This window comes from Acidaminococcus sp., assembly GCF_057597765.1.
Genome location: NZ_DBMBXK010000001.1, coordinates 215,439 through 238,934 on the forward strand (window position 1 = coordinate 215,439; position 23,496 = coordinate 238,934).

General features: G+C 56.3%; 25 protein-coding genes, 1 tRNA gene and 1 rRNA gene. 6 read left to right on the top strand and 21 right to left on the bottom strand.

The features are described from left to right. Window positions 1–296 precede the first annotated feature (296 nt). From secF to thrC, 13 genes are all read right to left on the bottom strand, one after another. Entirely contained in the window at window positions 297–1,178 is an 882-nt protein-coding gene (gene secF, locus ACZOF8_RS01035) for a protein translocase subunit SecF (RefSeq protein ID WP_441369056.1), read from the bottom strand. Next, window positions 1,175–2,428, bottom strand: coding sequence for a protein translocase subunit SecD (gene secD / locus ACZOF8_RS01040; protein WP_022487412.1), 1,254 nt, complete (start codon window positions 2,426–2,428; stop codon window positions 1,175–1,177). Before secD ends, secF begins: the two co-directional genes overlap by 4 nt. Window positions 2,429–2,440: 12 nt before the next feature. Then, a complete protein-coding gene (locus ACZOF8_RS01045) occupies window positions 2,441–3,016 on the bottom strand; it encodes a 5-formyltetrahydrofolate cyclo-ligase (RefSeq protein WP_302156963.1) in 576 nt (191 codons plus the stop codon). Continuing rightward, the gene (gene yajC, locus ACZOF8_RS01050; RefSeq protein ID WP_154488416.1) at window positions 3,016–3,390 is read right to left on the bottom strand and encodes a preprotein translocase subunit YajC; all 375 of its coding nucleotides are present in this window, start codon (window positions 3,388–3,390) and stop codon (window positions 3,016–3,018) included. Before yajC ends, ACZOF8_RS01045 begins: the two co-directional genes overlap by 1 nt. A gap of 6 nt (window positions 3,391–3,396) precedes the next feature. Next, window positions 3,397–4,518: a tRNA guanosine(34) transglycosylase Tgt gene (gene tgt / locus ACZOF8_RS01055; protein ID WP_302156966.1), complete on the bottom strand. Its 1,122-nt coding sequence runs from the start codon at window positions 4,516–4,518 to the stop codon at window positions 3,397–3,399. Window positions 4,519–4,528: 10 nt separating this feature from the next. After that, window positions 4,529–5,545 carry a tRNA preQ1(34) S-adenosylmethionine ribosyltransferase-isomerase QueA gene (queA, locus tag ACZOF8_RS01060; protein ID WP_279127345.1) on the bottom strand — a complete coding sequence of 339 codons (1,017 nt, stop codon included), beginning with the start codon at window positions 5,543–5,545 and terminating at the stop codon, window positions 4,529–4,531. A 12-nt stretch (window positions 5,546–5,557) separates the two neighbouring features. Then, complete coding sequence (locus ACZOF8_RS01065; protein WP_154488419.1) at window positions 5,558–6,871, bottom strand: SpoIID/LytB domain-containing protein; 1,314 nt, start codon at window positions 6,869–6,871, stop codon at window positions 5,558–5,560. Continuing rightward, window positions 6,868–7,884: a Holliday junction branch migration DNA helicase RuvB gene (ruvB, locus tag ACZOF8_RS01070; protein ID WP_154488420.1), complete on the bottom strand. Its 1,017-nt coding sequence runs from the start codon at window positions 7,882–7,884 to the stop codon at window positions 6,868–6,870. The genes ACZOF8_RS01065 and ruvB overlap by 4 nt, the downstream gene beginning before the upstream one ends. Further along, entirely contained in the window at window positions 7,885–8,499 is a 615-nt protein-coding gene (gene ruvA, locus ACZOF8_RS01075) for a Holliday junction branch migration protein RuvA (protein WP_279127347.1), read from the bottom strand. Next, entirely contained in the window at window positions 8,496–8,993 is a 498-nt protein-coding gene (gene ruvC, locus ACZOF8_RS01080; protein ID WP_441369055.1) for a crossover junction endodeoxyribonuclease RuvC, read from the bottom strand. The genes ruvA and ruvC overlap by 4 nt, the downstream gene beginning before the upstream one ends. A 104-nt stretch (window positions 8,994–9,097) precedes the next feature. After that, window positions 9,098–9,829 (bottom strand): YebC/PmpR family DNA-binding transcriptional regulator, encoded by a 732-nt coding sequence (locus ACZOF8_RS01085; protein ID WP_022487421.1) that lies wholly within the window; start codon window positions 9,827–9,829, stop codon window positions 9,098–9,100. 89 nt (window positions 9,830–9,918) lie between these two features. Further along, window positions 9,919–11,433 (bottom strand): 4Fe-4S dicluster domain-containing protein, encoded by a 1,515-nt coding sequence (locus ACZOF8_RS01090; protein ID WP_022487422.1) that lies wholly within the window; start codon window positions 11,431–11,433, stop codon window positions 9,919–9,921. A gap of 195 nt (window positions 11,434–11,628) precedes the next feature. Continuing rightward, a complete protein-coding gene (gene thrC, locus ACZOF8_RS01095; protein ID WP_441369054.1) occupies window positions 11,629–13,131 on the bottom strand; it encodes a threonine synthase in 1,503 nt (500 codons plus the stop codon). A 198-nt stretch (window positions 13,132–13,329) separates the two neighbouring features. Between thrC and nadE the strand changes: the two genes are divergently transcribed. Continuing rightward, complete coding sequence (nadE, locus tag ACZOF8_RS01100) at window positions 13,330–15,237, top strand: NAD(+) synthase (RefSeq protein ID WP_022487425.1); 1,908 nt, start codon at window positions 13,330–13,332, stop codon at window positions 15,235–15,237. Continuing rightward, window positions 15,234–15,719 carry a QueT transporter family protein gene (locus tag ACZOF8_RS01105; RefSeq protein WP_022487426.1) on the top strand — a complete coding sequence of 162 codons (486 nt, stop codon included), beginning with the start codon at window positions 15,234–15,236 and terminating at the stop codon, window positions 15,717–15,719. Before nadE ends, ACZOF8_RS01105 begins: the two co-directional genes overlap by 4 nt. A 35-nt stretch (window positions 15,720–15,754) precedes the next feature. Here the strand turns inward: ACZOF8_RS01105 and ACZOF8_RS01110 are convergent, their stop codons facing one another. Then, window positions 15,755–16,030 carry a thioredoxin domain-containing protein gene (locus ACZOF8_RS01110; RefSeq protein WP_022487427.1) on the bottom strand — a complete coding sequence of 92 codons (276 nt, stop codon included), beginning with the start codon at window positions 16,028–16,030 and terminating at the stop codon, window positions 15,755–15,757. A gap of 103 nt (window positions 16,031–16,133) precedes the next feature. Between ACZOF8_RS01110 and bioB the strand changes: the two genes are divergently transcribed. After that, window positions 16,134–17,114: a biotin synthase BioB gene (bioB, locus tag ACZOF8_RS01115; RefSeq protein ID WP_229778500.1), complete on the top strand. Its 981-nt coding sequence runs from the start codon at window positions 16,134–16,136 to the stop codon at window positions 17,112–17,114. Window positions 17,115–17,154: 40 nt separating this feature from the next. Here bioB and rbr read toward each other — a convergent pair whose 3' ends face one another. Next, entirely contained in the window at window positions 17,155–17,697 is a 543-nt protein-coding gene (gene rbr, locus ACZOF8_RS01120) for a rubrerythrin (RefSeq protein WP_022487429.1), read from the bottom strand. A gap of 128 nt (window positions 17,698–17,825) precedes the next feature. Next, entirely contained in the window at window positions 17,826–19,007 is a 1,182-nt protein-coding gene (locus ACZOF8_RS01125) for a copper amine oxidase (protein WP_154488426.1), read from the bottom strand. A 223-nt stretch (window positions 19,008–19,230) separates the two neighbouring features. On the opposite strand from ACZOF8_RS01125, the gene ACZOF8_RS01130 reads away from it, so the two are divergent. Beyond that, window positions 19,231–20,049 carry a histidine racemase CntK family protein gene (locus ACZOF8_RS01130; protein WP_022487431.1) on the top strand — a complete coding sequence of 273 codons (819 nt, stop codon included), beginning with the start codon at window positions 19,231–19,233 and terminating at the stop codon, window positions 20,047–20,049. Between the two features lie 71 nt (window positions 20,050–20,120). Next, window positions 20,121–20,206 (top strand) — tRNA-Leu (locus ACZOF8_RS01135). 91 nt (window positions 20,207–20,297) lie between these two features. On the opposite strand, the gene ACZOF8_RS01140 is transcribed toward ACZOF8_RS01135, so the two are convergent. The 4 genes from ACZOF8_RS01140 to ACZOF8_RS01155 form a co-directional block, all read right to left on the bottom strand. Beyond that, window positions 20,298–21,128 (bottom strand): MetQ/NlpA family ABC transporter substrate-binding protein, encoded by an 831-nt coding sequence (locus ACZOF8_RS01140; RefSeq protein ID WP_441369053.1) that lies wholly within the window; start codon window positions 21,126–21,128, stop codon window positions 20,298–20,300. Window positions 21,129–21,236: 108 nt separating this feature from the next. Beyond that, on the bottom strand, window positions 21,237–21,506 hold the full coding sequence (locus tag ACZOF8_RS01145; protein ID WP_022487435.1) for a hypothetical protein: 270 nt from the start codon (window positions 21,504–21,506) through the stop codon (window positions 21,237–21,239). A gap of 23 nt (window positions 21,507–21,529) precedes the next feature. Next, a complete protein-coding gene (locus tag ACZOF8_RS01150) occupies window positions 21,530–21,937 on the bottom strand; it encodes a VanZ family protein (protein WP_022487434.1) in 408 nt (135 codons plus the stop codon). 79 nt (window positions 21,938–22,016) lie between these two features. Further along, window positions 22,017–22,196 (bottom strand): hypothetical protein, encoded by a 180-nt coding sequence (locus ACZOF8_RS01155; protein WP_022487433.1) that lies wholly within the window; start codon window positions 22,194–22,196, stop codon window positions 22,017–22,019. 155 nt (window positions 22,197–22,351) lie between these two features. Here ACZOF8_RS01155 and ACZOF8_RS01160 point away from each other — a divergent pair, with 155 nt between their 5' ends. Further along, a complete protein-coding gene (locus ACZOF8_RS01160) occupies window positions 22,352–23,299 on the top strand; it encodes a LysR family transcriptional regulator (protein ID WP_487426474.1) in 948 nt (315 codons plus the stop codon). A 100-nt stretch (window positions 23,300–23,399) separates the two neighbouring features. Here the strand turns inward: ACZOF8_RS01160 and rrf are convergent. Beyond that, window positions 23,400–23,496, bottom strand: a 5S ribosomal RNA gene (gene rrf, locus ACZOF8_RS01165); the annotation flags it as partial.

Below are 23,496 nucleotides of genomic sequence, written 5' to 3' on the forward strand. Positions count from 1 at the left end.
CCAGCAGGTTCCTTGAAAAAAACGCAGCCTGCGGCTGCTAACCCACCACCATTGCGGAGACGCAACGGTCCCCCGCCCTTGTAAAGGGCGGATAAATTGCACGTCGGGCTTACGCCTTGGTATCAATAAGCAAGGGCCGAAGGCTCAATCGTATATCCGTCCCTTTTCAAGGGCGGGGGACCAGCCACAAGGCTGGTGGTGGGTTAGCAGCCCTGAGGCTGCGTTTTTGTTGGCAAAAATTTGCCAGCAAATTTTAACCCTTGGCCGCTGGCCGGAAATAAGGCGCTGCAGGCGCCTTATCTCCCCAGTTTCTTCCGGAAAAACAGCCACATGCTCCCGGCCAGGAAGGTGGAAGTGTAGAACCCGCTGCCAAAGCCCACCAGCATGGCGAAGGAGAAGTTATGGATGGTTTCTCCCCCGAACAGGAAAATGGCCACCACCGCAAACAGGGTGGTCAGGGTGGTGTAAACACTCCGGGTCATGGTCTGCCAGATGCTGGCATCCACCAGATCCCCCATGCTTTCGTTCCGCCGGTGGGTGTGGAGATTTTCCCGGATCCGGTCGAACACCACAATGGTTCCGTTTACGGAATACCCTACAACGGTCAGCAGAGCCGCCACAAAGGAGGAGTCGATTTCCAGGTGGAGCACCGAGAACCAGGTCAGGGTCACCAGCACGTCAATGATCAGGGCTACAATGGCCGCCAGGGCGAACCGGAGCTCAAACCGGATGGTGATGTAGATGATCATCAGCACCCAGCTGAGGACTACAGCCCCCACGGCGCTTTTCACCAGGTCGCTGCCTACGGTGGCTCCCACGTTTTCCACCCGGAGCACTTCATTTTTCCCCAGGCGGCTGGTAAGATCATTCATCACTTCCACCCGCTGGCTGTCGCTCACAAGGCCTGTACGGATCAGCACCGACTGGCTGCTTTCCACCAGCTGGTCACTGCTGCCCAGCTGGATCACACTGCTGCCCAGCTGATGGTCGCTGAGTACGCTCCGGACCTGGGCCACAGTCACCGGCTGTTCGAACTTGATATCCAGGATGCTGCCCCCGGTGAAATCGATTCCCAGGTTGAAGCCCCGGGTGAACATGGAAACAATCCCTACAATCAGTACCACAGCCGTAATGGAAAAGAAGATCCTGGCATGCTTGACTATGGAAAACTTTTTCATCGTGCCGCCTCCCCTTTTCCGTCTTTTGTTTTCGGCTGAGGGGCCTTAGCCCCGAACCAGGCCGGATTCTTGGTGAAATTGCTGCCAATGAAAGCGCTGAGGATGAACTTGGTCACCGTCACGGCCGTGAACATGCTGATCAGCACCCCCAGAGCCAGGGTCACCGCAAAGCCCTTGATGGGGCCGGTGCCCAGATAGAACAGCACTGCAGCCGCCATGAGGGTGGTCACGTTGGAGTCCAGGATGGTGGTGAAGGCCCGGGAGAACCCGGCGCTTACCGCCGCCCGGAGGGTCTTGCCCCCCAGGATCTCTTCCTTGAACCGTTCAAAGATCAGCACGTTGGCATCCACGGCCATACCGATGGACAGGATGATCCCGGCGATCCCCGGCAGGGTCAGGGTAGCGTTCAGCCCCTTCATCACGGCCAAAAGAAGCAGGGTATACAGCAGCAGCACAATATCCGCCACCAGACCGGACAGCCGGTAATACAGCAGCATGAACAGGAACACCCCGGCCAGACCGATGGCAAAGGCCTTCATGCTGGCGTCCTTGGCGTCCTGGCCCAGGGTGGGGCCTACGGTGCGGTTTTCCACCACTTCCAGTTTCACCGGCAGAGAGCCGCTGCGCAGGAGGATGGCCAGATGTTCCGCTTCCTTGGCGTCCTTGGACCCGGTGATCTGGGCATTGCCCCCGGTAATGGGTTCGCTGACCCGGGGAGCGGTGAGCACGTTGCCGTCCAGCAGGATGGCGATCTGCCGGCCCACGTTCCGGGCGGTCAGGTCGGCGAATTTCTTGGCCCCTTCTTCATTGAACTGAAGGGTGACCACCGGCTGGCCGCTCTGGTCCGCGCTGGCCTTGGAATCCTTCAGGTCCTTCCCGGTAAGGACGGTGTTCCCGTCCATGTCCTTGAATTCCAGCATGGCCGTCTTGCCCAGCATGGCAATGGCCTGTTCCGGATCCTTCACCCCGGGCAGTTCCACAATGATTTTGTCCTTGCCCTGGCGCTGGATCACCGGTTCCGTCAGGCCCAGCTCGTTGACCCGGCGTTCGATGATCTGGATGGACCGGTTGATGGCATCATCGTCCACCTTGCTCTCCGGGGTTTCCTGGGCCTGGAGCACTACATGGGTGCCGCCCTGGAGGTCCAGCCCCTGCTTTACCGTACTGGCCAGAGGTTTGATGAATACGGCAAAAGCAATCACAATGGCCAGCACTGAAACCAGCAACTTGACCCGATTTTTACTTTCCAAAACGATTCCCCCTCATTTTCCGTTATTCTTGCATACCCGCAGTCCTTTTTCCGTACACAGATAACGGACCTTTGCGTCATGGGCACTGGTGGGCAGCTCTTTTTGCACCTGCACTTCGTACCCGATTGCCATGGGAACCCCTTTGGTGCACCGTGGCAGGAACCGGTCATAATACCCGGCTCCCCGGCCCAGCCGTTCTCCCTGGGCGGTGAAGCCCAGTCCCGGAGTCAGCACCAGGTCGATGTCTTCCGGCGCCACTGTTTCCACCGGTTCCTGGGGAGTACGGATCCCGTACCGGTCCCGGGCCAGCTTCTTCAGGGTCACCAGCCGTGCGGCGGCCATTTGGCCAGGTCCTTCCAGGATCTGGGGCACGCACACGGTCTTGCCCATATTGAGGGCGGTCTGGAGAGCCTGATCGATGTTCACTTCTCCCGGTTCCCCCAGATACCCCATGATCACTTTCCCTTCCAGGAACAGCCGGCTGTTTACGATGTGGCTGTTGATTTCCCGGTTGAACCGGTGGATTTCCCGCTGGTTCAGCCGCTGGATTTTTTCCCGGATCTCCTGGCGGACAGCTTTCTTATCCATTATTTTTCTTCTCCGTTCCCTTCTGCCTGGGCGGCTCCTTCAGCAGGGGCTTCCGCCGGTTTGGCTTCCGGTTGGACAGGCGTTTCCTTCTTGCTTTCCTTCTTGGTGAAGGCAGAAGTGATTACGCCGCCTACGGCAGATTTCCTGATGTGGAATTCCACCCCTTCGGCCACCTTGATCCGGACCTTGTCTTCCTGGACCTTGGTGATGGTGCCCAGGATGCCGCCGATGGTCACAATGTTGGTGCCCACCTTCAGAGAATCCAGCATCTCACTGCGTTTCTTCTGGTCCCGTTTCTGGGGACGGTAGATCATTACATAGAAGATCACACCCATGAGAATGAAAGGCCAAGCCATTTGAAGCAGATTGTCCATCGAAAATTACCTCCTTGTGGTTTCATAGTTCTCTAAGAACGCTGCCCGGAATTCGGGGAACGTATCGTTAGCGATGGCTTTTCTCATATCCTCTGCAAATTTTAGCAGAAAATGGAGATTATGTATAGACAAGAGCCGCAGGGCCAGGATTTCTTCCGCCTTGAACAGATGGCGGATGTAGGCCCGGCTGAAGTTCCGGCAGGTATAGCAGTCACAGTGCTCGTCAATGGGCCGCCAGTCTTCCGCATACTGGGCGTTCCGCACCACCAGCCGGCCGGTGGGGAGCATGGCGGTGCCGTTCCGGGCCACCCGGGTGGGATACACGCAGTCGAACATGTCCACCCCCAGGTTCACCCCTTCCACCAAACAGTCCGGGGTGCCCACTCCCATAAGATACCGGGCCTTGTCCTTGGGCATGTGCCGGGTGGTCTTGTCCAGGATGTCGTACATCAGGGGATGAGGTTCCCCTACGGACAGGCCCCCGATGGCGAACCCGGCGAAGTCCATGTCCGTAATGGCCTTGGCGCTGTATTCCCGCAGATCCGGGTACATGCCTCCCTGGATGATACCGAAGAGACCCTGGTCTTCCCGGGTCTTGGCTTCCAGGCACCGCCGGGCCCAGCGGGTGGTCCGTTCCGTGGACTGTTTGGCATAGCCGTGGTCCGCCGGATAGGGGATGCATTCATCGAAAGCCATGATAATGTCCGCCCCCAGGTCCTCCTGGGCTTTGGTGGCCACTTCCGGGTTCAGGAACTGCCGGGAGCCGTCCAGATGGGACCGGAACATGACCCCTTCTTCGGTGATCTTCCGCATCTCTCCCAGGCTGAACACCTGGAAGCCGCCGCTGTCGGTGAGCATCCCCCGTTTGTAGTTCATGAACTTGTGGAGGCCGCCGGCTTTCCGGACCAGCTCCGTCCCCGGCCGGAGGAACAGGTGGTAGGTGTTGGACAGGATCACCTGGGAGTGCATGGCGTACAGCTCTTCCGGGGTCAGGGTCTTCACTGTGGCCTGGGTCCCCACCGGCATGAACATGGGGGTGTCGAAGGTCCCGTGGGGGGTGTGGAGTTTCCCCAGCCGGGCCCCGCTCCGGGAATCTTCCTTGATGAGTTCGAAATAGACGGAATGCATATTTTCTCCTTTAATGAATGAACATGGCGTCGCCGAAGCTGAAGAACCGGTACTTCTCCTGAACCGCCACCTTATAGGCGTGGAGGATGTTTTCCCGGGTGCTGAGGGCGGACACCAGCATGATCAGCGTACTCTGGGGCAGATGGAAATTGGTCACCAGGGCATCCACGAACCGGAACTGATAGCCCGGATAGATGAAGATGCTGGTCCAGTTGCCCCCGGCTTTCATTTCTCCGCTGGCTCCGGCACTTTCCAGGGTCCGGACGGAGGTGGTGCCCACGGCGATGATCCGCCGTCCTTCCCGTTTGGCTTTGTTAATGGCGTCCGCCGCCTCCTGGGACACGGTGTAGAATTCCCGGTGCATCTTGTGGTCCTCGATCCGGCTTTCATTCACCGGACGGAAGGTGCCCAGCCCCACATGGAGGGTGACGAACACTTCTTCCACTCCCATGTCCCGGATCTTCTGGAGCAGTTCCTTGGTGAAATGGAGCCCGGCGGTAGGGGCCGCCGCGCTGCCCCGTTCCCGGTTGTACACGGTTTGATACCGTTCCTTGTCCTGGAGCTTTTCGTGGATATAAGGCGGCAGAGGTGTTTCTCCCAGCCGGTCCAGGATTTCCTCAAAGATCCCGTCATAGTGGAACCGGGCGATCCGGCCCCCGAAATCCGTGGTTTCCAGGATCTCACAGCTCAGTTCATCGCTGAACTTGATCTGAGCTCCTTTCTGGAGCTTCTTCCCGGGCTTCACCAGGACTTCCCAGTCCGTGGCGTTCTTCCGGGTCAGCAGGAATACTTCCACATGGGCTCCGGTGGTCTTGAACCCGTGGAGCCGGGCCGGGATGACCCGGGTGTCGTTGAACACCAGCACATCTCCGGGCTTCAGATATTCCGGCAGATTGAAGAAATGCCGGTGTTCCAGTTCTCCGGTCTTTTTGTCCATCACCAGCAGCCGGGAAGAATCCCGGGGTTCCACCGGTGTCTGGGCAATCAGTTCCTGTGGCAGATCATAGTCAAAATCAGTAACTTCCATTTGTTTTCTCTCCTAATAAACCTGTTTTATCGTTATACCCCGATAATAATGGGACAGGATAGTCTTGTAATTGTTCTTTTTTTCCTTCTGGAGGGCCATGCCCCGGGCGCCCCACTGGCTCAGGCCGACCCCGTGGCCGAACCCGTTGCCGATGAAGCTCACCTTTTCTCCCTCCACATTGGAAAACAACCGCATGTCTCCCACACTGGCTCCGTCCGGCACATCCTTTTTTCCGTCCCCGATGGGGATGGTCTTTTTTCCGATGGGATATCCATAGCCGTTGGTGATGGTCACGTCCAGTTCTTTGGGCCGTTCCAGGCCGATCTGCACATCAAACAGCGTGCTGTTCAGATCCAGCAGGGACCGGACCTGGGTGCCGGTAAGGGTAACGTTTTTTTTCGACCCCACAAAGGTCAGCCGCTTCACCCGTCCGGAAACACCCCGGTCCGGGGTCCAGCGCATGGGAGCTGGCGTCCGGGCAGACAGCCGGATTCCCTGAAGGTCCCCCAGTTCGTAGCCTCCCTGGCTCAGGAGCCGGGTCAGCTGGGCCTTGGTAAAGGTCCTGGTCCAGGCATATTTGGGGGAATCCTGGTCGTAATCCGGCACCGCCTGGAGATAGGGGATGTCCTTCCCCCACACGGCACTGGCCGCTTCCGTATAACCGCCTCCGCTGCTGTGGAACACCGCCTGGATGGGAGCCCCGTCATAAAGGGCCGCCATGCCGCTGGTGGCATCCACCAGTTTGGAGGTGTTGGCGTGTTCCGCGGAAAGGCCTCCATACACCTGGCCCAGTTCGTTGGCCCGGATGTCGAAATTGGGATACTTCCCGTTGTCCATACTGTACAGGGCAAAGCTCCGGGCCGCCACTGCCTGGGCCTTGATGGCTTCGTCCGGCCACAGGGGCAGCACTTCCTTGGCCACCACCCCATAGAGATACTGCTCCAGGGGCAGGGTATTCACCACATTCAGGTTCTTTTTCCCGCTGTTCAGGAGCACCGTCAGGGCGCCCCGGTACTTTTTCCGGTTCACCAGCAGGGGATTTTTGGCATCCGCCGCCACAAGGGACACCTGACTGCCGGACAGCTTTTTCTGGTCCGCATACAGGGAGCCGTTCTTTACGCTGATGAAATGGTTCCCCGGATTCAACACCGTGGTCCGGCCGCCGGCATCCACCACTTTGATTTTCCCGGCAGAACTCACTTGGGCTGAAAACTGGTTCACCGCCAGTCCCACCCGAAGCCGGGGTCCTCCCCCTGCCGCCAGGACCACAGCGTGGATCAGCAGCAGGAAGAAGGCCGTCAGGAAAAGGGTCCGTTTCCCTTTCATTTGCTTCCGTCCTCCGTGGGATAGGGCACTCCCAGATACTGGTAGGCGGCCAGGGTGGCCTGCCGTCCCTTGGGTGTCCGCTGGAGCATCCCCAGCTGCATCAGATAGGGTTCATACACATCTTCCAGGGTCTCAGTCTCCTCGTTGAGGGAAGCTGCCAGGGTATCCACCCCCACCGGCCGTCCGCCGAAATCCTTCACCAGCTTCTTCAGCAGCCGCCGGTCGTTCTGGTCCAGGCCCAAATCGTCGATTTCCAGCCGCTTCATGGCATCCCGGCACACGTCCCGGGTAATGGTGTCGTGGCCCCCCACTTCCGCAAAGTCCCGGACCCGTTTCAGCAGCCGGTTGGCCACCCGGGGAGTGCCCCGGCTCCGGCGTCCGATTTCATAGGCCCCTTCCGGATCGATGGTCACTTTCAAAATTTCCGCCGCCCGTTCCACAATGATCTGGAGTTCTTCCGGAGTGTAGAATTCCAGGTGGCAGATCACCCCGAACCGGTCCCGCAGCGGAGCCGCAATGGATCCCATCCTGGTGGTGGCCCCGATCAGGGTGAACCGGGGCAGATCCAGCCGGACGCTCCGGGCTGCCGGCCCCTTGCCGATGATAATGTCCAGGGCATAGTCTTCCATGGCGGAATAGAGGATTTCCTCCACGGTTTTGGGCAGCCGGTGGATTTCATCGATGAACAGTACATCGCTGTCGCTGAGATTGGTGAGGATGGCCGCCAGGTCCCCCTGGCGCTCCAGGGCCGGACCGCTGGTGATCCGGATGTTCACGTTCAGCTCATTGGCGATGATGTTGGCCAGGGTGGTCTTCCCCAGGCCCGGAGGCCCATAGAGCAGCACATGGTCCAGAGCTTCCTTCCGTTTCAGGGCCGCCTGGATGAAAATCTCCATATTCTTTTTCACTTTGGACTGGCCGATGTATTCCGCCAGCCGCCGGGGACGCAGGCTGTACTGCCAGCCGTCCTGTTCCTGCTCGTGCCCGGCAATCACGCGATTGGTATCTTCCATTTAACTCCTCCTGGCCAAAAGGCGCAGAGCCTCCTTCAGAAGGTCCTCTGCCCTGCTGTCAGCAGTGATTTTCAGTTTCTTCAGCACCTGGGCAATCTCTCCCTGGGTATACCCCAGATAGCTGAGCCCTTCGGCCACAGCCCCCAGGGTGGTGGTGTCGTCTTCCGGGAATTCCCCGTCAAAGCCTTCCCCCGTTTCCTCTTCTTCCAGCCCTTCCGGTCCGGTCATGTCCTTTAATTCCAGCAGCAGCCGTTCTGCGGTTTTCTTTCCGATCCCCGGCAGCTTGGTCAAAAACTTCAGGTCCCGGTTCTTCACCGCCAGATAGAAGGCATCCACCTTGGCCGCTGACAGGATCCCCTGGGCCACCTTGGGGCCGATGCCGCTGACGGTGATCAGCTGGGTGAACAGGGAATAGGCGTCGTAGGACAGGAAGCCGAACAGCTGGAGGGCATCCTCCCGTACGGACAGATAGGTGTAGATCTTCACCTTCTGGTCCACCTGGATCCGGGACAGATCCCCGGTATTCAGGAAGATCCGGTAGCCCACCCCCTGGGTGTCCACCAGACAGAAATTCGTTCCAATATGGTCCACCCGTCCGGTAATGAATCCAATCATCGCATTCTCTCCCGCATTTCCTGTTCCCGGATGAAGTTCAGCCCTGTGATCCCGATGGCCAGGGCATCGGCCACATCATCCGGTTTGGGTTTTTCCTCGATATGGAGCAGTTTCTGCACCATATAAGTCACCTGTTCCTTGTTGGCCCGTCCGGTCCCGGTGATGGCCTGCTTCACCTGGATGGGGGTATAGCCGTATACCGGGATGCCCGCCCGGGCCGCTGTGAGCAGGATAACCCCCCGGGCCTCTCCCACTGCAATGGCCGTGGTCACATTCCGGTTGAAAAACAGTTTTTCCACGGACATGAAATCCGGATGGAACCGGTCGATCAGATCCGTCAGTTCTTCATAGATTTTATTCAGCCGCCGCTCCGGCAGCATGTCCTTGTCGGTAAAAACGGCCCCATAGTGGACCGGGATCAGCCGGCTCCGTTCCAGCCGCACCAGCCCGTAGCCGCAGATTGCCGTTCCCGGGTCGATACCCAATGCCAGCATATCCTGTTTCCCTCCTTAGGGTCAAAAAGCCGGCCTCCGGGGAAGCCCTTCCCCAGCTGGCCGGCCGTATTCATTCCTGGGATGGCTGTGAGGCAGCTTCCCCCTTATTCTTCCTCAGGCAGGTCAGCGTTCGTATAAACGTCCTGCACGTCGTCCAGATCGTTGAAGGCATCAATCATGTTCTGGACTTTTTCTGCATCTTCCCCGGTGACTGCCACAGTGTTGTCCGGAATCAGGGACAGTTCGCTCATGGCCACTTCGATGTTGTGGTCGGCCAGAGCCTTTTCCACGGCATCATAATCTTCCGGAGCGGTGGTGATCACATAGGCGTCGTCGGTAGTTTCCATGTCTTCCGCACCGGCATCCAGTGCCACTTCCATCACTTCGTCTTCAGAAGGAGCCCCTTCCTTTTCCACAGTGAACACGCCTTTGTTCTTGAACATCCAGCCCACGCAGCCGGATTCCCCCATGTTCCCGCCTTTGGAGAACACGTGGCGCACATCGGCAGCCGTCCGGTTCCGGTTGTCCGTCAGAGCGCTGACCATAATGGCCACCCCGGCCGGGCCGTAGCCTTCGTAGGTGATCTGTTCGTAGTTGGAGCCTTCGGTGGCACCCTGGCCTTTGGCGATGGCCCGTTTGATATTGTCCTTGGGGATGTTGTTGGCTTTGGCCTTGGACAAAGCCAGTTTCAGTCTCATATTGCCAGTAGGATCAGGACCGCCCATGCGTACTGCAATGGTGATTTCCCGGCCGATCTTCGTGGTGATCTTCCCACGGAGGGCATCAGCCTTTCCCTTTTTGAATTTGATATTTGCCCACTTGGAATGTCCTGACATGTTAACTTCCTCCTACCTAAATTCGAAAACGCCGGGTATGGAGCCCTGTTTTCAACGTACTCATACCCGGCTATTTTATCACACTCTGTTTATTTGCGCAAATATACCCGTTCCATGTCCACGTTCTTCACGCCGTCCATGGCTTTATCGATTTTCCCGGCACTGTCCGCCTGGGTGGTGCCTGCAAACCGTTTCAGCAGCACCCGGGTGAGGCCCGGTTCCGTCAGAGCCCCCGGTCCGTTGAGGCAGCCTTTCTGGCAGGCCATCCCTTCCAGATACTGGAGATCCAGTTTCCCGGCTTCCACATCCTTCAGGGCCCCCAGACATTCATCCAGCCCGTTGCAGTACAGGGTCTTCAGAGATTCCACATCCACTTCCGGATGGTTGTCCCGGATATAGTCCTTCACAGCGTTGCTTACCCCTGCCGCCTGAGGGAAGCTGCACCCGTCAGCGGAAGAAGCAGGATGGAACGGAGCCACTTCGCAGGCTGCCGGGTCGATGCCCTGGCTGTCCATCATGCACTTCAGTTCTTCGAAGGTCAGCACAAAGTCGATTTCGTCCGGATGTTCCCGGGCTTCCACCTTTTTGGCGATGCAGGGACCGATGAAGCAGGTGAGGGCACCAGGATGGGCGTACTTTTCCAGCTTGCTCCGGGCCACCATGGGAGACACCGCATCGGAAATGCAGTCCGCCAAACCCGGGGCATGGCGCTTTACTGTAGCCACAAAGGCCGGGCAACAGGAACTGGTCATGATTTTCTGTTTGCCGGTGGGCACCTTTTCCAGGAATTCTTCCGCTTCGGAAATGGTGGTCATGTCCGCACCCAGGGCCACTTCCTTCACAGAAGCAAAGCCCAGTTCCTGACAGGCCTTCACAATCTGCCCCGGCTGTACCTTCAAACCAAACTGGCCCACAAAGGAAGGAGCCAGGAGAGCCACCACTTCCTTGCCGCTCTTGATGGCCTGAATCAATTGGACGATATGGCTCCGTTCCTCGATGGCGCCGAAGGGGCAGGCACCCCGGCAGGCACCGCATTCCACGCAGATGTTCTTGTCGATTTCCGCTTTTTTGTTCTTGCCGGTATGGAGGGCATGGACCTTGCAGGCATTTTCACAGGGACGGGCGATTTCCACTACAGCGCCGTAGGGGCAGGCCCGTTTGCAGTTGCCGCATTCGATGCACATGTCATAGTCGATATGGGCACGGCCCTGGTATACGGAAATAGCCTTCTTGGGGCAACCGTTCATGCACCGGTGGGTCAGACAGCGGCGGCACACGTCGGTGATCATGTACTTGTTCACCGGGCAGGCAGAGCAGGCTTCCGGCAGCACGGCAATTACATGCTGGGTCCGGTCCACCGGTTCCGTGGTGGCCTTGTTGGCGGCGTCGATGATGTTCATGTCCTCGTACACACCCAGGGCCACACAGATCCGTTCCTTCAGCACCGCCCGTTCCTTGTGGACACAGCACCGGGTCCGGGGGGTGTTTTCGTTGACGATCTGCAGCACATCATACACATGGTCCGGCAGATTCCCGTCATAGGCCATTTTCGACAGCATGGTCAGCACTTTCCGTCTGATATTCGTAATAACAGTGACTTCCATTTCTTGCTCCCCTTTGAATCAATGAAATTCGATCATTCTACATGCCCTCTATCATATCATATTTTACAAGAAAAAATAAGCCGGGAACTGTACTTTTTTAAGTCAAACTGACACAAAAGTTACACTTATCCATAGATTTTTCCTTATAAAAGGTATAATAAAAAGGACCCTGACGGGTCCCTTTTATGTCATTCTTTATTCCAGCCCCAACAGCTTCTTCACTTCCCCTTCCATCTGGGTCTTGTCCACCACGTCGCTCTGGCGTTTCTGGAGATGGGGCAGTTCCTGCATGCTGGCAGGGATGGGCAGCTTGGCCGCCTTGCTCAGGTCTTCCATGGCCACAAAGGGATCCAGCTTTTTCCCTTCGTAGGTATCCGGATCGATGGAAGCCAGGACCACATCATTGAACTTGAAGGGGCTGGCGGTGCTCAGGACGATGCTGTAGGTTTCGTCCCCGGTCATCAGCCGGTATTTTTCCATGGCCTTGTAGGCCACTGCCGTATGAGGATCCATTACATAGCCGTAGTTGTTGTACACATCCCCGATGGTTTCCCGGGTTTCCACTTCGTCCACCCAGGTGCCGAAGAAGTCCTTCAGGATCTGGTTCTGGAGTTCAGTACTGATCTTGTATTCGCCTTTTTCGTTCAGTTCCTTCATCCATTCCGCCACCTGGGCCGCATCATGGCCGGTTTCTTCAAACAGCAGCCGTTCCAGGTTGCTGGAAACCAGGATATCCATGGAAGGAGAAATGGTCTTGTGGAAGGGGCGCTTCCGGTTGTATACCCCGGTGTTGATAAAGTCTGTCAGCACATTGTTGCTGTTGGAGGCGCAGATGAACTTGTTCACCGGCAGCCCCATCAGTTTGGCATAGAACCCGGCCAGGATGTCCCCAAAATTCCCGGTGGGCACGGCGAAGTTCACCGGTGCGCCGTTTTCGATCCGGCCGCTGTTCACCGCATCCGCATAGGCGCTGAAATAGTACACGATCTGGGGCACCAGCCGTCCCCAGTTGATGGAGTTGGCCGAAGAGAAGGCACAGCCGTGGGCCTGGAGTTCTTCTGCCAGAGGCCGGCTGCCGAACAGGATCTTTACCCCGGTCTGGGCGTCATCGAAGTTCCCTTCCACCGCCACCGCATGGACATTGGCCCCTTTCTGGGTCACCATCTGGAGCTTCTGGATGTCGCTGACCCCTTCCTGGGGATAGAATACGATGACTTCCGTTTCCGGCACATCGGCAAACCCGGCCATGGCCGCTTTCCCCGTATCCCCGGAAGTAGCCACCAGGATCACCAGTTTCTTCTGTTCCCCGGTCTTCTGGACCGCCTTGGTCAGGAACAGGGGCAGGATCTGCAGGGCCATGTCTTTAAACGCACAAGTAGGGCCATGCCACAGTTCCAGTACGTCCAGGTTGTCTTTCAGCAGGTGCAGCGGAGCCGGGAAATCCCCGAACCGTTCCTTGCTGTAGGCCGTTTCCACACAGTGTCTCAGTTCCTCTTCACTGTAGTCTGTCAGGAACCGGGCCAGCACCGTCAGTGCCCGGGCACTGTAGGGTGCTTCCCGCATGGCATCGATTTCCGCCATGCTGATGGGCGGAAATTCCTTGGGCACGAACAGTCCCCCGTCAGCAGCCAGGCCATTGGAAATGGCGTGAGCGGAGCTCACCATATCAGTTTTCCCTCTTGTACTAATGTATAACATAGTCCCCCCTACTTTCTGCATATCGCACCTCGTATCATAGCATAAGAGCTGTATATACGCAACATTTACCAGTCAAATATTTTCTTTGTTCGCATTTCAGCCTTCCCCCAGGGTCCGCCTTTCCTATCCGGTCCCCTTTTGCTATAATGGAAGCAGTTTAGTTCTGTTCATTATATCAATTTATGGAGCGAGAGACAAATGGACGTAAAAATTGCTTGTGCACAAATCCAAATCGAACCGGGCAATCCGGAAGCCAACACCCGGAAAGCCCTCCAGGCCATAGCCAGCGCCCGGGAAAATCAGGTGGACATCCTGCTCCTGCCGGAGCTGATGGTTCCAGGCTATCTGCTGGGAGATCTGTGGGAACAGAGCGCCTTTATCCGGGACTGTGAAGCCTGGGGCAAAGAGATCATCGCCGCCAGCCAGGGCCTGTGCGTGATTTTCGGGAACATCGCTGCCGATCCGGCCAAGGTCAACGAAGACGGCCGGGTGCGGAAATACAACGCCGCCTTTGTGGCCCAGGACGGAAAGCTGCTCCAGGGGGGACTGCCTTATCCTTTCATCAGCAAAACCTCCCTTCCTGACTACCGGGAATTCGACGACAGCCGGTACTTCCACAGCACCGCCAAACTGCTGCCGGAACTGGGTGGCCAGGTCACCATGGAAGACCTGGTAAAGCCGGTGGCCGTCACCATCCGGGGCCGGGAACTGAAGCTGGGAGTGCTCCTGTGCGAAGACGGCTGGACGGAAAACTACCATTATAATGTGCCGGAACTGCTGGAAAAGAACGGAGCCCAGATCCTCTGCAACCTGTCCTGTTCCCCCTATACCTTCCACAAGAACCGGAAGCGCCACGATCTGTTCGTCCGCCAGTCCCGGCAGGGAGGCATTCCCCTGGTTTACTGCAACAATGTGGGGATCCAGAACAACGGGAAAGACGTGTTCACCTACGACGGCTGCAGCTGCATGTACGATGCCAGGGGCCGGATGATCACCGATTCGCCTGCCTTCCAGGAAGACCTGCTGATAAGCCGGTGGAACCCGGACACCGGGGAGCTCCAGGGGGAACGGGGACTCCAGCCCTCCCTTTCCGACGCCCAGGAAATCTATCAGTCCCTCCGGTACGGGGCTTCCCGGTTCCTAGACCAGCTGGGGATCCGGAAAATGACCATCGGGGTGTCCGGGGGCATCGATTCTGCCGTTACCGCCGCTTTCTACGTGGACATTTTGGGACCGGAAAACGTGCTGCTGGTGAACATGCCCAGCCAGTTCAACTCGGAACTGACCAAGAGCCTGGCCCAGAAAATGGCGGAAGCCCTGGGGGCCAATTACGCCATCCTCCCCATCCAGGAAGTGGTGGAAAAGACCATCCTCCAGTTCAACAGTACGCCCATCCACGATTACACCTCCGGGGAGGACTTCCATCTGAAAGTCACCCCCTTTGCAGCGGAAAACATCCAGGCCCGGGACCGGGGCGCCCGGGTACTGGCCGGTCTGGCTTCCCTGTTCGGCGGCGGTTTCTCCTGCAACTCCAACAAGGCGGAAATGACCGTGGGCTATGCCACTTTCTACGGGGACATTGCCGGGGTACTGGCACTCATCGGGGACCTGTGGAAACACCAGGTCTATGCCCTGGGCCGGTACCTCAATGAGGAAGTGTTCCGGCGGGAAGTGATCCCGGAAGAAATCTTCCGGATCAAACCCAGTGCGGAACTGTCCGCTGCCCAGACCGTAGGCAACGGCGGGGACCCTCTGGTGTATCCCTACCACGATTACCTGCTCCAGGCCTTTGTGGAAAGCTGGACCAAGACCTCTCCGGAAGAACTGCTGACCTGGTACCTGGAAGGCACCCTGGAAGAACACCTGGGCTGTGAAAAGGGACTGGTGGCGGAGCTGTTCCCGGATGCCCGGTCCTTTATTGCCGACCTGGAACGGTGGTGGAAACTGTTCTGCGGTCTGGCTGTGGCCAAGCGGATCCAGGCTCCCCCCATCCTGGCCATTTCCAAACGGGCCTATGGCTATGACCACCGGGAGTCCCAGCTGAAGCCCTTCAGTTCCCGGAAATACCGGGAACTGAAGGCCCGTGCCCTGGGAGAAGACCAGTGAACCCTCCGGTCTGGCTCCTGCGGAATGCCCTCCTGGCCGCCATCTATGCAGCCCTGACCCTGGGCCTGGCCCCTTTCAGCTATGGGCCTGTCCAGGTGCGGGTATCCGAATGTCTCACCCTGCTGGCCTTCTGCAGTAGGAAATGGATCCCCGGGCTCACCGCCGGCTGCTTCCTGGCCAACCTGGGGAGTCCCTTCGGCCTGCCGGACATGGTCCTGGGAACCCTGGCCACCTTCCTGGGGATCTGGCCCATGCACAGGCTGAAAAGTCCCCTGCTGGCTTCCCTGTGCCCGGTGATCAGCAACGGAGTGGTAATCGGGGCAGAGCTGGACGTGCTGGCCGCCCTGCCCCCGGATCTGTCCCTGGGGGCCGCCATGATCTACATCGGTGCAGGAGAATTCCTCAGCGTCACCGTCCTGGGAACTCTGCTGCTGAAAATGATCCTGAAAAATGAAACATGCAGGAAAATATTGATGGAATGAAAATGAGGTGCTGCCTGGGCAGCACCTCATTTTCATCAATCGACAGCCTTTTTGAAAAAATCTCCCAAAATCTTTTCCATCTTTTCCCGGCCATCTCCCGGCTGGGCCTCGTAGATTTTTTCTTCTCCATAGAAGAAAGTGGGCACGTAGTAGTACTTCCGGCCCTTCAGTTTTTCCGGTTCCCGGTTTTCGTTCACCTTCACCAGGGGGATCTTTTTGTATTCCGGATGGCTGGCATACAGACCTTCCAGTACCTCCCCGGCCAGTTTGCAGTAAGGGCACCCGTCCATATAGATAAACAGCAGTTCCATGATTCTTCCTCCTTTGTTTTTATTTTGCGTTAACCTCTTATTTAAAAAAGTTGACCGCAAAATTCTCATTCTTTATAATGATAAGCATATTATACCAGAAGGGATGAGATCATTGAAGATAGAAGCACTGCGCGAACTGACCGACCGGATCATGGACGGGTACCGGCTGAAACCGGAAGACCCGGAAGTCCAGGACCTTCTGACCCAGGACCTGGCCGAACTCCAGCAGGAAGCCGGACGGCTCCAGAAGCACTTCTGCGGCAACCATGTGGATTTCTGCACCATCATCAACGCCCGGAGCGGCCGCTGCGGGGAAAACTGCAAATACTGTGCCCAGGCCGCCTGCCACCATACAGGCTGTGAAGAATACGGGTTCCTGTCCAAAGAAGAAGTGATGAAAACCGCCAAAGCCGACCAGGATGCCGGTGCCAACCGGTTCGCCATGGTCACTTCCGGACGGGCTCTTACCGGGAAGGATTTTGAAAAGGCCCTGGATATCTACAAAGCCATGAAAAAGGACCTGACCATCGACCTGTGTGCCTCCCACGGCATCATCAGCCGGGAACAGTTCCGCCGTCTCCGGGAAGCCGGGGTCACCAGTTACCACCACAACATCGAAACCTCCCGGCGGTACTTCCCCCAGATCTGCACCAGCCACACCTTTGACGACCGGATCCGCACCATCAAAGCTGCCCAGGCGGAAGGCATGTGCGTATGCTCCGGCGGCATCATCGGCATGGGCGAAACCTGGCAGGACCGGCTGGACATGGCCTTTACCCTCCAGAGCCTGGGGATCGAATCCATTCCCATCAACGCCCTGATGGCCATTCCCGGCACCGGTATGGAAGGCCGGAAGCCCCTGCCTGCAGAAGACATCCTCCGGACCATTGCCATCTTCCGGTTCATCAACCCCACCGCCAATATCCGTCTGGCTGCCGGCCGGAAGCTGCTGCCCAAAAACGGAGCCACTGCCCTCCTGGCCGGAGCCTCCGCTTCCATTACCGGCAACATGCTCACCACCAGCGGCACCACCATCAAAGACGATATGGAAATGCTGAAAGAGCTTGGCCTGACCAATCACTGAGCATAAAAAAAAGCCCCCTTCCCGGGGGCTTTTTTCAGGCTCAGAAGCATTCACAGTTAACCATGAAATAGGATTTGGGATGAGCGCAGACCGGGCATACTTCCGGTGCTTTTTCCGCTTCCACGATATGGCCGCAGTTGGAGCAGATCCACACGGTCTTTTCGCTGCGCTGGAACATGGTGCCATCTTCCACTTTCTTCAGCAGAGCTCTGTACCGTTCTTCATGGTGCTTTTCAATGGCGCCCACGGCTTTGAACTTGTAAGCCAGATCCTTGAAGCCTTCTTTTTCAGCGGTTTCTGCGAATTCCTTGTACATTTCAGTCCATTCGTAGTTTTCGCCGGCTGCTGCATCCTTCAGGTTTTCCACCGTATCAGGGATGGAGCCACCATGGAGAGCCTTGAACCAGATCTTGGCATGTTCCTTTTCGTTGCCGGAAGTTTCCAGGAAGTTCTTGGCTACCCGTTCGTACCCTTCCTTCTTTGCTACACTGGCATAATACCCGTATTTATTGTAAGCCTGGGATTCACCTGCAAACGCAGTCCATAAGTTTTTTTCAGTCTGAGAACCTTTCAATTCAGCCATTGTCAAATCCTCCTTTTTTTCTGTTGTTCCCCCTTCCGGGGAACTGTCTTGTACCCTTTTTTTCATTGTCATTTCCTGACACCCATATAGTACAACAAACCTAGAAAATAGTCAAGGGTTTTTAATAATTATTTTCTTTTAGTCTGTGTTTTGTTCTGTTCCTTCCGGGCCAACCGTTCTGCCAGGATCTGTTCTGCCGTCCGCACCCGTCCGGATTTCTTCTGTACCTGAGAATCATGCTTCCCTTCCCAGAAAATCCTCACCGGAAGATTGGAAGAACCGGGGGGAGAGAAGTAGAAGGAAGCGCTTTTCCCTGCCGGTACCGTCCCCAGTTTCATGGTTTCCCCGTCATGGTTCCAGCCAAAGGACAGCCGGTTATCCGGGATCCGGATGTACCGGGCAGTTTCCCCCTGAGCGGTAAGTACTCCAAACCCAGCATAGGCGCCCCCATAGGGATTGAACCGGAGCTGAGCATCATTCTTGCCCCGGGTCCGGAAATTCACGTCGTACATGACCCCGTAGTTCCCATAGTTGACCACCGGTTCATTCCGGGTCACATCGATGCCCCGTACATAGGGATCCTTGTTGTCGTCTGCCAGTTCCAGGCCCCAGATGGTTCCCTTATCCGTATCAAAAGCATCCTGCAGGGTCACATGGACATTGGCCCCTTCAAAAGTACCCCGGAGCACATGGCCTCCTTCATCAGGGGGCAGGATGGAATAGACTTCCGCAGATACCCTTGGATCCGCATCCACCGGCATCATGATAAAGGAAACTTCCACCGGTCTTTCAAAATTCAGATCCACAATCCCGGTGACCAGTTCCTGAGGATGGAGAATGTACCCCTTCCCGTTGTTCAGGATATCCCGGGGCCCGCTGAGGAAGAATTTCCGGCCGTTGGGGGTGGAACTGTAATACCGTTCCTGGGCTTCCTTCCCGGCTTCCAGCCAGTCCTCATTGGGACGGGAGATTCCGTTCTTCCCCAAGTTAACCAGGCTGGGCCGCAAGGTAGTCCGCCGGAGCAGCACCGCCAGCCGTTTGTCCGTACGGGTGTCGTTTACATGATGAAAGAAAAGCCGCACCGGCCCCTCCACCGTATCCCGGTACATGATCCCGATTTTTCCCACCATTTCCGGGCTGTCGGAAAAAATCAGTTTGGGACCGTCATGGGTAATGGTCCCTTTTACTTCCTCATAGGCCGGCACCCCATCCTGCCAGGCCAGATCCTGGACCGAAGCCTGGGCTCCCAGGGGAAGCAGCAGGGACAGTCCGGCACAGAGCCAACTCCATAAAGATTTACGGTAATGCAACAATGAAACCTCCTGTATCATTAAAGTAGATTGGCAAAAAACACATTCCTTATTCTAACACAAAAACCTCCCGCCTTGTTGTTTTCAGAAATTACTCAAAAGTCCGCTTTTTCCCTTGTATAATACAGGGCAAATCGCTATAATATAAAATATAGGATTTAATTATGAGAGTATTTTAAGAATTCGTTGTATAAATGGTTCTTTTCCAAGAAAGGAAGTTGCTATGAAAGTCCGTACCATTCAGGCCGATCCCAGCGGCAACATAACCTTGTATGTGCTGGATCCGGTCCCTCAGGAAAACCGTAAAGAACTGAACCGGCAGCTGCTGGCCCTTGACCCTTCTGTGGAGCAGGTAGGGTGTCTTTCCTTTAAGGAAGACCAGCCCCAGGTGGAGATGATGGGTGGGGAATTCTGCGGAAATGCCACCCGTTCTGCCGGTGCCTGTGCCCTCTTCTACCAGGGGAAGAAAGAAGGAGAATATCAGGTCACCTGCAGCGGCTGTCCCACTCCCCTCCCGGTTTCTGCCAAAAAGATCCGGGAAAATCTCTACGATGCCACAGTTCAGCTGCCGCCCCCTTTGTCCATTGGGAAGATTCGTCTTTCTTATGAACGGGAAAGTGTGGAATGCCAGGAAGTGGTCCTGCCCGGGATCACCCATTATGTGTATTTTACCCTGAATGTGGACGAAGTGGACCAGGACCAGCTGTTCTATTCTCTCCAGCGGGAAATTTCCCGGGGAACGGAACCGGAAGCCTATGGGCTGATGCTGGTGGAAATCAGCACCTTGAAAGTGATCCCCATTGTCTATGTATCCGCTACCGGTACCTTGTACCACGAAAAAAGCTGCGGCAGCGGATCTGCTGCTGTGGCTGCCGCCCTGGCCCATCGTCAGAAACGGTCCCTGGCCGCCACCCTCCAGGAACCAGGAGGCCGGATCGATATTGAGGCCGACTGGAAAGACGGAGAAATCATTTCCCTCACCATCGGCGGCCCCGTCCGTCTGGGAGCTGAAACCCTGGTGGACACGGACCAGGGAAAGTAAAGCCCTTTTTTCTCTTGACAATGGTTCCAACCCCATGCTAAAATAATTTTATTGTGATACCCATCACGCTTGCCGAAGTGGCGGAATTGGCAGACGCACTTGACTCAAAATCAAGCGCCCTAAAAGCGTGCCGGTTCGAGTCCGGCCTTCGGCACCATTATTGAAATGATAAAAGAGGCTGTTGCAAATGCAACAGCCTCTTTTTGGGTCACGAACAGGGGGTGCTGCATATGCAGCACCCCCTGTTTTCATTTCGCTGGTACAATCGTCCCTTTGAATTTTTCTTCGATGAACTTCTTCACCGCTTCGGAATGGAAGATTTCGGCGATTTTTTTGTATTCCGCCTTTTCCTTGTCCTTTTCCCGGGCTACCAGTACCATCACGGCCAGAGGTTCATCATCCTTTTCCCAGAACAGCCCCTGTTTCTTCACGTCCATACCGGAGCTCATAACATAGTTCATGGTGATCACTGCCAGGTCCACATCCGCCAGGCTCCGGGGCAGCTGGGCCGCTTCCAGTTCCTTGAACTTCAGGTTCTTGGGGTTGTCCACCACATCGTTTACGGTAGCCTTGAAACCGACCCCTTCCTTCAGTTTGATCAGGCCGGCTTTTTCCAGGAGTGCCAGGCCCCGTCCTCCGTTGGTGGGATCGTTGGGGATAGCCACCGTGGCGCCGTCCGGCACATCTTTCAGATCATGGATCTTGTCACTGTAGATGCCCATCCGCATCAGGATGGTGTTCCCGATGGGCACCAGCTTGGTACCGTTCTGCTTGTTGAAGTTGGCCAGGAAGGGCGCATGCTGATAGCTGTTCAGATCCAGGTCCCCTTCTGCCAGGGCTTTGTCCGGAGTGATGTAATCGGAGAATTCCACCACTTCCACGTTCAGCCCCTGCTTCTTGGCTTCTTCCGCCACCGCATGGACCACATCCGCATGAGGCCCGGCCGTAGCCCCGATCTTGATGGGCTTGCCGCTGTCGGCGCTTTTCTTGTCGGCACCGCTGCCTCCGCATCCGGCCGCCAAAAGGGCTGCCGCAACCAATCCCGTCAAAAACAAACGGATCTTACCTTTTCCCAACATCTCATCGCTCCCTTTTAATTCATATTATTTTACTAGTAATTAATGTGTATATCATAGTCGGAAAAGGGAGAGATGTCAAGGGGCTGTTGCCTATGCAACAGCCCCCTCTCACCGATTGATCCATTCGTTCACTTTCCGGTTGTAATACTCATTCTTTTTCTTCTGGACCCATTTATCCCGTTCTTCGCAGATGGCCAGCATTTCGTCCACCATTTCTTCTGCCGTAGGGGGCTGGACGTGGATCAGGTACTGGGTCATCCGTTCCACGGTGCTCTCCGTCCCCAGGTTCTGGGCCATCAGTTCTCCCAGTTCCGCCGGATACCCCAGGTTCACCACCACATCCACCAGTTCCCGGCTCAGCTGTTCCAGTCTTGTCATATCATTCTCCTTCGGTTTCCTTATTATTTCTCTTCCCACAGCCGGCACAGCAGCTGTACTGCCAGGATACCCACAAACACTCCCAGGGTATCCAGCAGCACATCCGACACCTGGGCACTGCGGCCCGGGCTGAACAGCTGGAGGCATTCGTCCACGGCCCCTGCCGCAGCTCCCAGAAGCAGCGCCGGAAGGCCCCGTCCTGTAAGGCCGGTCAGCACCATGCCCAGGGCAGTGAATTCCGTCAGATGGGCCAGTTTCCGGATGGTGTAGAAATTCAGATACCCCATCCCCGGCAGACTGCCCCACCGGGCCAGGGCCAGATGGAGCACCGACTGGCTCTCGGCCTGGGAAGCTGTCCCATTCTGGAGAGAGTGCCCCCAGATGAACCCCAGCAACACCACCAGCAAAACCCAAAGCACCCGACGGCCCATATCTTCACCTCCTGTATAATGGGATTATTATAACATAAAAGGAGCCGTCCCATAGGCAACGGCTCCTCTTCTTTTTCTTTTATACCGACCAGGCACTGGATTCAAAATCCACAGGCCCACGCCCTTGTCTGGCTGCCTTTACCTTGGGGCAGGACTGCTTCGGACTGTTCTTCTGGATTACGGCCCCCCATACGCTCTGGAAATCCTTGGGACGGAAGCCCAGATTCATTTCCCACATCGTAAAAACTTTCTTTTCCATACGGATCTCTCCCTTCCCTTGTTTTCCTGCAGATTGGTTTGTTTTCTCTTTGTGACTACAGTATACGACGAAACTTATACAAAGAAAAACAAATAGATTTCAGTGTTATTACAAGCTGGAGATTGTAGTATAATACAGAAAAAGGAGGCGGTCCCATGGAATTGGCGCAAAAAATGTTTCTGCTGGCGGCGGAAGAGATGAATTTCACCAAGGCAGCCAAACGGGCCTTTGTAACCCAGCAGTGTCTCAGCGAGCATATCAGCAAACTGGAAAAACAGCTCCATACGAAACTGTTCCTCCGGGGCAGGCATCTCCAGCTGACGGAATCAGGAAAAGCCATGGTCAGCACCCTCCGGCAGATCCAGCACCTGGAAGAAAGCCTGGGCCATCGGATCCAGGAAATCGAGGCGGGAGAAATCGGGGAGATCCGCCTGGGGATCAGTACCTCCCGGGCCCGTCTCCTGCTGCCCCGTTTTCTGGAAACATTCCACGGGACTTATCCACAAGTCCACATTTCCATCACCCTGGGGGATACAGTCCAACATATCCAACTGATGAAAACCCAGCAGCTGGATCTGGTGTTGGGGCTGGATGCACCTTCTGATCCCTTCCTGGAAGAGAAGCTGATTGGCAAAGAGAAACTGATGGTAGTGGGCACCCTTTCTTTTTTCTGCCAGTATCATCTGGGTACCTTCTCCCCGGAAAACTGGAAAACAGGAAATACCATCTCCCTTCAGGAATTCAAGCCTTTTCCCCTGATCGGCAATCGGGAACACAGCACCCTGCTGGAACTGGTCCAGAGCTGCCTTCGGGAAAATCATCTGGACTGCCCCCAGCCCATTTCCATCAGCGACATCAGCACCCAGATCCAGCTGTGCCGGCTGGGCCATACAGCCACCTTCTGCAATGATGTGCTGGCCTATCCTCTGATCCGGGAAGTCCAGAAGGATCAGGAAGACCCCCTGCTGGCCTTCTACATAGCCGGTGAGACCCACACCATGCGCTCCAGCATTCTCCGGCTGAAAGCCCAGGTAAGGCCCAGATACCTGGAAGATTTCACCAACAAACTGCTGGAATATATGAAAAAAATCCAGAATGGATAAGGGGTTGTGAAATATTCACAACCCCAGTCGTGGGCCGTGACTCACAGCCCGCGACCCGCGACAAAAAGGCCTGCATCTTTCGATGCAGGCCTTTTCTCTTAACCGGCAGCTCCCTATCCTCCCGGACCGTTTCCAGTCGAGTACTTTCGGCGTATAAGGGCTTAACTGCTGTGTTCGGCATGGGAACAGGTGGATCC

Bases quoted from the DNA above. Each gene is read 5' to 3' on its own strand.
- ruvA (WP_279127347.1), bottom strand. From the start codon at position 8,499: ATGATTGGATTCATTACCGGACGGGTGGACCATATTGGAACGAATTTC.
- bioB (WP_229778500.1), top strand. From the start codon at position 16,134: ATGAGATCATTGAAGATAGAAGCACTGCGCGAACTGACCGACCGGATC.
- ruvC (WP_441369055.1), bottom strand. From the start codon at position 8,993: ATGCTGGCATTGGGTATCGACCCGGGAACGGCAATCTGCGGCTACGGG.
- ACZOF8_RS01085 (WP_022487421.1), bottom strand. From the start codon at position 9,829: ATGTCAGGACATTCCAAGTGGGCAAATATCAAATTCAAAAAGGGAAAG.
- secF (WP_441369056.1), bottom strand. From the start codon at position 1,178: ATGAAAAAGTTTTCCATAGTCAAGCATGCCAGGATCTTCTTTTCCATT.
- ACZOF8_RS01150 (WP_022487434.1), bottom strand. From the start codon at position 21,937: ATGGGCCGTCGGGTGCTTTGGGTTTTGCTGGTGGTGTTGCTGGGGTTC.
- ACZOF8_RS01155 (WP_022487433.1), bottom strand. From the start codon at position 22,196: ATGGAAAAGAAAGTTTTTACGATGTGGGAAATGAATCTGGGCTTCCGT.
- ACZOF8_RS01090 (WP_022487422.1), bottom strand. From the start codon at position 11,433: ATGGAAGTCACTGTTATTACGAATATCAGACGGAAAGTGCTGACCATG.
- ACZOF8_RS01160 (WP_487426474.1), top strand. From the start codon at position 22,352: ATGGAATTGGCGCAAAAAATGTTTCTGCTGGCGGCGGAAGAGATGAAT.
- ACZOF8_RS01145 (WP_022487435.1), bottom strand. From the start codon at position 21,506: ATGACAAGACTGGAACAGCTGAGCCGGGAACTGGTGGATGTGGTGGTG.
- ACZOF8_RS01140 (WP_441369053.1), bottom strand. From the start codon at position 21,128: ATGTTGGGAAAAGGTAAGATCCGTTTGTTTTTGACGGGATTGGTTGCG.
- nadE (WP_022487425.1), top strand. From the start codon at position 13,330: ATGGACGTAAAAATTGCTTGTGCACAAATCCAAATCGAACCGGGCAAT.
- rbr (WP_022487429.1), bottom strand. From the start codon at position 17,697: ATGGCTGAATTGAAAGGTTCTCAGACTGAAAAAAACTTATGGACTGCG.
- ACZOF8_RS01045 (WP_302156963.1), bottom strand. From the start codon at position 3,016: ATGGATAAGAAAGCTGTCCGCCAGGAGATCCGGGAAAAAATCCAGCGG.
- ACZOF8_RS01130 (WP_022487431.1), top strand. From the start codon at position 19,231: ATGAAAGTCCGTACCATTCAGGCCGATCCCAGCGGCAACATAACCTTG.
- tgt (WP_302156966.1), bottom strand. From the start codon at position 4,518: ATGCATTCCGTCTATTTCGAACTCATCAAGGAAGATTCCCGGAGCGGG.
- ruvB (WP_154488420.1), bottom strand. From the start codon at position 7,884: ATGGAAGATACCAATCGCGTGATTGCCGGGCACGAGCAGGAACAGGAC.
- yajC (WP_154488416.1), bottom strand. From the start codon at position 3,390: ATGGACAATCTGCTTCAAATGGCTTGGCCTTTCATTCTCATGGGTGTG.
- ACZOF8_RS01110 (WP_022487427.1), bottom strand. From the start codon at position 16,030: ATGGAACTGCTGTTTATCTATATGGACGGGTGCCCTTACTGCAAACTG.
- queA (WP_279127345.1), bottom strand. From the start codon at position 5,545: ATGGAAGTTACTGATTTTGACTATGATCTGCCACAGGAACTGATTGCC.
- thrC (WP_441369054.1), bottom strand. From the start codon at position 13,131: ATGTTATACATTAGTACAAGAGGGAAAACTGATATGGTGAGCTCCGCT.
- ACZOF8_RS01065 (WP_154488419.1), bottom strand. From the start codon at position 6,871: ATGAAAGGGAAACGGACCCTTTTCCTGACGGCCTTCTTCCTGCTGCTG.